Annotated in this window: 1 protein-coding gene; it reads left to right on the top strand. The window is 56.4% G+C overall.

Annotation, left to right across the window (positions count from 1 at the left end; translation table 11 throughout):
• Positions 1 to 37: 37 nt before the first annotated feature.
• On the top strand, positions 38 to 597 hold a 560-nt coding region (gene deoD / locus G5358_RS21540), incomplete at its 3' end, for a purine-nucleoside phosphorylase (RefSeq protein ID WP_421324935.1).

Raw genomic sequence — 597 nt, forward strand, 5'->3', positions numbered from 1 at the left:
ACAATAAAACTCAACCTAGTGTGAAGGAATCAAGAGAATGGCAACTCCTCATATCAATGCGAAAGATGGCGCCTTTGCTGATACCGTGCTGATGCCGGGCGACCCCCTGCGCGCCAAGTACATCGCTGAAACTTTCCTGGAGAACGTCGAGCAGATCTGCGACGTGCGCAACATGTTCGGCTTTACCGGTACCTACAAGGGCCGTCGTATCTCCGTAATGGGCCACGGCATGGGTATCCCCTCCTGCTCCATCTACGCAAAAGAGCTGATCACCGATTACGGTGTGAAGACCCTGATCCGCGTGGGCTCCTGTGGTGCCGTGCGTGAAGACGTGAAACTGCGTGACGTGGTGATCGGTATGGGTGCCTGCACCGACTCCAAAGTAAACCGTCTGCGCTTCAAGGATCACGACTTCGCTGCCATCGCTGACTTCGACCTGGTTGCCAATGCCGTGCAGGCCGCCAAGAACAAGGGCGTTGCCGTGCGCGTCGGTAACATCTTCTCCGCCGACCTGTTCTACACCCCGGACCCCTCCATGTTCGACGTCATGGAAAAATACGGCATCCTGGGTGTCGAGATGGAAGCCGCCGGTATCTA

It is taken from the genome of Aeromonas sp. 604176, assembly GCF_049170755.1.
GTDB classification, from domain to species: Bacteria; Pseudomonadota; Gammaproteobacteria; order Enterobacterales; family Aeromonadaceae; genus Aeromonas; species Aeromonas veronii_A.